Below are 6,385 nucleotides of genomic sequence, written 5' to 3'. Positions count from 1 at the left end.
CAGCCACACTCCACAGATCCGCGATCATCACAAGACCCTGACCAGCGTAGACGCCACCACCCCGAATAAACCAACAGCATCATCCAACGCACCAAAATCCACACGGTCGACGCCAACGACCCAGCATCGCGCACAGTCACCGACACCGGCCACAAACACGCCAGGTTTGCCTTCCCCTCAATAGTTCCCTCGACTGCAACACCGCTGCCCCGAAGCGCGCCGGGCTCGAACATCTCGACAATGGAGTGCGCCGCGGAGCGCATGGCCGATCGATAGCCACCGACACCCGTCACAGATCCTGAGGACGCGGCGGCTCGCCGATGACGAGTGCAGCACGCCGGCCCAGCACTTCAAGCAGGCGAAGGACTCCACACGGCACGCCAACCAAGGGCGGACCTCACGCGTCCAGTAACCATGACCGACGGAAGAGAGCTGCTCTGGAACGGATGCGTCAACGTCCGGGATCTCGGCGGACTGGGGCGGGTCAGACCCCGCGCGGTGGTCCGGATGGAGGCACCGACGCGTTTGAGCGAGGCCGGCTGGGCGGCGGCTTGGGCGTACGGGGTCCGCACCGTGGTCGACCTGCGCGATCCCGGCGAGCGCGAGCCGGACCACGCACCGCGACCGGCGGGAATCACGACCGTTCCCGCCCCGCTGGATCCGGTCGGCACGCCGTTCTACGAACACTGGACGAAGATCGACAACTTGGGCTCACCGCTGTACTACCCGGCGATGCTGGCCGAACATCCCGAGCCGGTGATCACCGCCGTCAGGGCGATCGCCAACGCCGCGCCGGGATGCGTGGTGTTCCACTGTGCCGGCGGCAAGGACCGGACCGGGCTGCTGGCCTTGGTGTTGCTCACGTTGGCCGGAGCGACGCCGGAGGAGATCATCGCCGACTACCTGCTGACCTACGACCGGATGAAGCAGCGATACGACGAACTCGGTTTCCGTGACCAGTTGACCGCGGTGAACGACGTTCTCGCGGCCCGCGACACCACCATCGAAGCGTCACTGACCTCGACGATCACGTCGTTGACGATGCCGGACTTCCTTCTCGGCAACGGTCTGTCCGACGCCGAACTGGCCGCCCTGCAAGCCCGCTTGACGACACTCAAGAAGGCGAAGGAAGGCCCGAAACCCGCAGAGTGATGTTCAGCCGCCCCACCAACCCCAGCCCCGGATCAGCGGTCCCCGGCGACACCCGCGGCACCCCGTGGAAAGCCAGCCGCGACTCCCCGCCGAACACGAACAGGTCCCCCGACCGCAGATCCACGTCCGTGTAAGGCCGCCCGCGATCCGACGTGTTCCCGAACCGGAAAACGCACGCGTCCCCGAGACTCAGCGACACGACGGGCTCCAGCGAGGCCTCGTCCTTGTCCTGGTGCATCCCCATCTTCGCGGCGGAGTCGTAGAAGTTCACCAGCGCGACGTCCGGCTCGTACGACGAAGACCCGTAGGCATCAAGAACGGCGCGCTGACCAAGATCACCCAGCCACGAAGGGAACGGGAGCACCGGGGAGCCGTCGTCGGTCACCTTCCGGTACCGGTACGGGTACCAGTGCCAGCCGAGACAGACCGTCCGCACCGACATGACCCCGCCGTTCGGCAGCCGGGTCTGACGGTAGCCACGCCAGCCTCGGCAGGCTTCGACCAGCCGTCGTTGGGCGTCGAAGTCGAGCCAGTCGGGCACATGTACGGCACCGGGCGCGACTTCCGCGCGCGGGCGAGGGATCAGCGCGTCCACGCGTCGATTTTGCCAGGGCGCGCGCCGATGATCCGGTGGCCCCGCACCAGGACACCGGCCGCGGTCAACCGTCGCAGCACGCGCTGGACGAGACGCGGGCGAGACGGAGCATCCCTGACTGTCACAGCGAAGAAGCTCCCACAATCGGCCACGGGAAACCACCTTTTCGGATTACTCCGATCGGCCGGTTGACCGCAACGCGTACACCCGATTACAGGGCGAGTTCGACCACCGTCACCCCGGCCCGGGCGGGCACCGGGTCGTTCATTTCCGCCAGCACCGCGGGTACGTCGTCGAGGCCCACCCGCTTGCCGATCATGGCTTTCAGATCGATTCCGGCGGTCTCCACCACCCGAAGCATCTCGGGGTACTCGTGCGCCTGCAGGCCGTGGATGCCGACGATCTCCAGCTCCCCGCCGATCACCCGGTGCATCGGGATCGGCGCGATGCCCTGCGCGGGCGGCATCAGCCCGGCCTGGACGTGTCGTCCGCGCTTCCGGAGGCTGCCGACCGAAGCCGCGCAGGTGGTCGGCGAGCCAAGGCAGTCGAGGGAGACGTGCGCGCCGCCGCCGGTCAGCTCCCGGACATGAAGAGCGACGGCTTCGTGGCCCTCGAAGCCGGAAGGATCGACGGCCACACGAGCACCCATGCGCGTAGCGAGCACCCTGGCCTGCGGGGAAGGGTCGATGGCGACGACAGACGCACCCGCCGCGACGGCCAGCAGGATCGCCGAGACGCCGACGCCGCCACAGCCGTGGACAGCGACCCACTGGCCGGGCCGGACGCCGCCTTGGCGCAGCACCGCCCGGAACGCCGTGCCGAACCGGCAGCCCAGCGCCGCCGCCTCGGCCGAGGACAGCGCGTCCGGCAGGGCCACGAGGTTGACCTCGGCGTTTTCGAGGGCGACGTATTCCGCGAACGAGCCCCAGTGGGTCGCGCCCGGCTGGAACTCGCGGTCGCAGATCTGCTGGTCACCGGCCGCGCACTGGGCGCAACCGCCGCAGGCGCAGACGAACGGCACGGTCACCCTGTCGCCCACTGACCAGCCTCGGACGCCTTCGCCGAGCGACGAGATCCGGCCGGCGAGTTCGTGCCCGGCGACGTGCGGCAGCTTCACCGACGTGTCGTGCCCCTGCCAGGAATGCCAGTCGCTGCGGCACACCCCGGTCGCTTCGACGGCGATCACCACCCCGCCCGGCGGCGCGGACGGATCCGGCACCTCGCGTACCTCGGGCAGCACCCCGAACTCCTCGAAGACGACCGCCCGCAACCCTTGCTCCTCTACGTTCCCGTGTCCCGGCCTCGCTGCATCACCAGGCCCTCGCCGGGCACCGTACACCGGGCCGCACGTCCGCGTGGCGGCCCGAGAAGCCGGGACAGGGACTCCGGCGGCACCCCGAGGATGTCTTCGAGATTCTTGAGCACCAGCAGGGATTCCGGCCGTTCGGGGCGGCAGCGGCCGGACTGCCAGTGGCTCAGCGTCGCGAGACTGACCGAGCACCCCCGTCCCCTCAGCCGGTACCGGATCCGGTCGAGACCGAGACCCCTCGCCCTGATCGCCGCTCTGAGAGCGTCCGCGAACGGCCCGGTCTCCAGCAGTCGCCTGAGTTCACGTCCTTCCGCCACCCCCCGGTCGATGGTGTGTGTCCGCTGACCGGTCATTGTCATCGCCTTCGCACGCTCGCTAGCCACCCGGAATAGCGCAGCCTAGGCGCGGGATCACATGATCGGAAGGGCCTTAGATCACCTATCCGCCCGGCATGTGGGTGACGTGCCCGAAGGCCGAATTATGCAGGGACGTAGGGAAAATTCCCACCGTGAGGCCCGGACGAAACGCGTCCACAGTGGACACGGGTCAGCGCAGCGCGACCGAAAGCGCCTGGGCGATCTCCTTGCCGATCGCGTGCGTCGCGGCGTCCGGCGGCGAGCCGACCTTGACCACCATCGGACCGCCGAACGGCTGGCGCTCGACGACCTCGATCCGCTCGCCGAGGCCGATCGAGTGCTCGGTGAGGTAGCGCAGGAGTTCCGGGTCGGTGTCCCAGACTCGGACGATCTCGCCGACCGCGCCGGGCGGGAGGTCGTCGAGGATGCGCATCGGCATCTCCTCGACGCTGCCGTCGGGGGCGGGGATGGGGTCGCCGTGCGGGTCGCGCACCGGGTTGCCGAGTTTCGCCGCGATCCGTTCGACGAGCCTGTCCGACACCGCGTGTTCGAGCGCGTCGGCCTCGGCGTGCACCTCGTCCCAGGTGTAGCCGAGTTCGGACACCAGGTAGGTCTCGATCAGCCGGTGGCGGCGGAGCACCGAGCGGGCGAGCTGCCTGCCTTCGGTGGTCAGCTCGATCCCGCGATACGGGACGTGCGCGACCAGCCCCAGCTGGGACAGCTTGGTGACCATGCCGGACGCCGACGACGGGCTGACCTCCAGCCGCCCGGCCAGCGACGTGTTGGTGACGGCTTCGCCGCGCTCCACCAGCCCGTAGATCACCCGGACGTAGTCCTCCACCGACGACGACCTGCGGTTCGCCCCTTCACCCATGGGTCAGAGTTTACGGCTTGCCGCTTGGCCGCGACTCACCCAGCGTGCGGTCGCCAGCGGTACCGGATCCAGCCGGGGACGGGGTCGGCGCCGAGCTGGGCGTAGAACGCCTCGCCCTTCTCGTTGCCCTCCTGCATGTCCCATTCGACGCGGCCCGGGGTCCGGGCGCTCAGCTCGTCGAGCAGCTCCCGCCCGAGGCCGAACCGCCGGTGGTCCGGGCGCACGAAGAGGTCGTCGAGCCAGATCCCCGGCCGGGCCTCCCAGGTGGAGAAGTTCCAGCTGCAGAAGGCGAAGCCGGCGACCTCGTCCGGCTCGTCCGGCGGGGTGGCGAGCAGCACCCACGCCTTCGGAGCTGGTCCGAAGAGGAATCCGGCCATCTCCTGGCGGTCCAGCTTCAGATCGTGTTTGTCCTCGTAGACGGCGTGCTCCTCGATGAGCGCGCAGATCTCCTCGATGTCGCCCGCGACGGCGTCCCGTACCGGCATCAGTCTCAGCTCCGTTCGTAGACGAGGTCGCCGCCGACGGCGGTGGCGACGACCTGGATCGAATCCAAAGTGGACTCGTCGGTCGGGTCGGCCGAGAGGACGGCGAAGTCCGCGAGCTTGCCGACCTCCAGCGTGCCCAGGTCCTTCTCGGCGAAAGCGGCGTACGCGGAGCCGTAGGTGTACGCGCGCAGGGCTTCGGCGGGAGTGAGCCGCTCCTCGGGACCCAGCACGACACCGGAAGCGGTCTTCCGCCGCACCATGTCGGCCAGCGCGAGCAGCGGCGAGCCTTGGACGACGGGGCGGTCCGAGCTGGCGGGGAGTACGCATCCCGCGTCGAGCAGGCTCTTGAGCCGGTAGCACCACGGCTCGCGCTCGGGGCCGAGGGCGGCGCGCATCCCGTCGCCGATCTCGTTCACGAACCGGCCCTGCGGCGACGCGATCAGCCCGAGTGACGCCAGTCTCTTCAACTCCTCGGGCCGCAATACCGCGCAGTGCTCGATGCGGTGCCGGTGATCGGGCCGCGGGTCCGATTTCAGGGCGGCTTCGTAGGCGTCGAGGACGACGGTGATCGCACGGTCGCCGATGGCGTGCGTCGCGATCTGCCAGCCTGCCCGGTGCGCGGCGGCGATCGTCCGCGCGATCTCGTCCTCGGGCACCTGGAAGTAGCCGACGTTGTCCGGCTCACCGGCGAACGGCTCGTGCATCGCGCAGGTCCGGCCGATCAGCGAGCCGTCGGCGAACAGCTTCATCGCGCCGAGCCGCAGCCATTCGTCGCCGAACCCGGTACGCATCCCCAGGTCCAGACCGAAGCCCGCTCCCGCATCGAGGTCGTGCAGCACGCTCGCCGCGACCATCACCGTGCTCCGCACCCGCAGCACCCCGCGGTCGCGCGCGACCTGGTAGGCGGCGAGTTCGGTGGGGGTCTCCCCCACGAGACCCCCGCCGATCCCGGCCTCCTGGACACTCGTGATGCCCTCGGCCAGGTACCGCTCACTCGCTCTGTCCAGCCCGCGGACGACCCGCTCGACCGGCGTCGGGTAGGTCAGCGGCCGCAGCAGGAGCTGGGCCTGCTCCCGCAGCAGACCGGTCGGCGAGCCGTCCTCGTCGCGGACAACGTCGCCGCCCACCGGCACGTTCTCCAGGTCCAGCCGCTCCAGGACGGCGGAGTTGACCACGGTCATGTGCCCGGACGTGTGCTTGAGCCGCACGAGGTGCCCCGGGGCGGCGCGATCGAGCCCCTGCCTGGTCGGATGGCCGCCCACGAGCTTGTTCTGGTCGTAGCCGCTGCCGATGATCCACTCGCCCGACGGCGTTTCGGCGGCGCGCCGCGCGACGGCGTCGTACACCTCGTCGACGCTGCGGCAATCCGACAGGGCGACGTCGTCCAGCGCCATGCCGAACCAGGCCATGTGGTTGTGCGCGTCGTGGAAACCTGGCACCACCACCGAGCCGCCGAGGTCGACGCGCCGCTTTGCGGAAAGCGCGGCAGTATCGTCATCCAACGCGACTATTCGCCCGTTGAGCACCGCAAGTGCTACGGATTCCTTCGTTCCCGTGAGGAATCGGGCGTTCTCGTAGACCGTGTCGACCCGCATGGATTCGACCCTATCGATC

At 69.3% G+C, this 6,385-nt stretch carries 7 protein-coding genes; 1 reads left to right on the top strand and 6 read right to left on the bottom strand.

The features are described 5' to 3' along the window. The first annotated feature begins 414 nt into the window (after window positions 1-414). Window positions 415-1,152 carry a tyrosine-protein phosphatase gene (locus ACFOSH_RS22945; RefSeq protein WP_378241084.1) on the top strand — a complete coding sequence of 246 codons (738 nt, stop codon included), beginning with the start codon at window positions 415-417 and terminating at the stop codon, window positions 1,150-1,152. Here ACFOSH_RS22945 and ACFOSH_RS22940 read toward each other — a convergent pair. The 6 genes from ACFOSH_RS22940 to ACFOSH_RS22915 form a co-directional block, all read right to left on the bottom strand. Continuing rightward, complete coding sequence (locus ACFOSH_RS22940) at window positions 1,115-1,747, bottom strand: alpha-ketoglutarate-dependent dioxygenase AlkB family protein (RefSeq protein ID WP_378241083.1); 633 nt, start codon at window positions 1,745-1,747, stop codon at window positions 1,115-1,117. The genes ACFOSH_RS22945 and ACFOSH_RS22940 overlap by 38 nt on opposite strands. Window positions 1,748-1,958: 211 nt before the next feature. Further along, window positions 1,959-3,017 carry an alcohol dehydrogenase catalytic domain-containing protein gene (locus ACFOSH_RS22935; RefSeq protein ID WP_378241082.1) on the bottom strand — a complete coding sequence of 353 codons (1,059 nt, stop codon included), beginning with the start codon at window positions 3,015-3,017 and terminating at the stop codon, window positions 1,959-1,961. Window positions 3,018-3,028: 11 nt separating this feature from the next. Then, window positions 3,029-3,415 carry a transcriptional regulator gene (locus tag ACFOSH_RS22930; RefSeq protein ID WP_378241090.1) on the bottom strand — a complete coding sequence of 129 codons (387 nt, stop codon included), beginning with the start codon at window positions 3,413-3,415 and terminating at the stop codon, window positions 3,029-3,031. Window positions 3,416-3,602: 187 nt separating this feature from the next. Further along, window positions 3,603-4,286, bottom strand: coding sequence for a metal-dependent transcriptional regulator (locus ACFOSH_RS22925; RefSeq protein ID WP_020631721.1), 684 nt, complete (start codon window positions 4,284-4,286; stop codon window positions 3,603-3,605). Window positions 4,287-4,321: 35 nt separating this feature from the next. Beyond that, window positions 4,322-4,771 (bottom strand): GNAT family N-acetyltransferase, encoded by a 450-nt coding sequence (locus tag ACFOSH_RS22920; RefSeq protein WP_378241081.1) that lies wholly within the window; start codon window positions 4,769-4,771, stop codon window positions 4,322-4,324. Between the two features lie 5 nt (window positions 4,772-4,776). Further along, window positions 4,777-6,366, bottom strand: a complete 1,590-nt coding sequence (locus ACFOSH_RS22915) for an amidohydrolase (protein ID WP_378241080.1) — start codon at window positions 6,364-6,366, stop codon at window positions 4,777-4,779. Between the last annotated feature and the right edge of the window lie 19 nt (window positions 6,367-6,385).

The organism is Amycolatopsis speibonae, from assembly GCF_042647925.1.
Classification (GTDB): domain Bacteria; phylum Actinomycetota; class Actinomycetes; order Mycobacteriales; family Pseudonocardiaceae; genus Amycolatopsis; species Amycolatopsis speibonae.
This window is presented reverse-complemented; position numbering and strand designations above follow the sequence as displayed.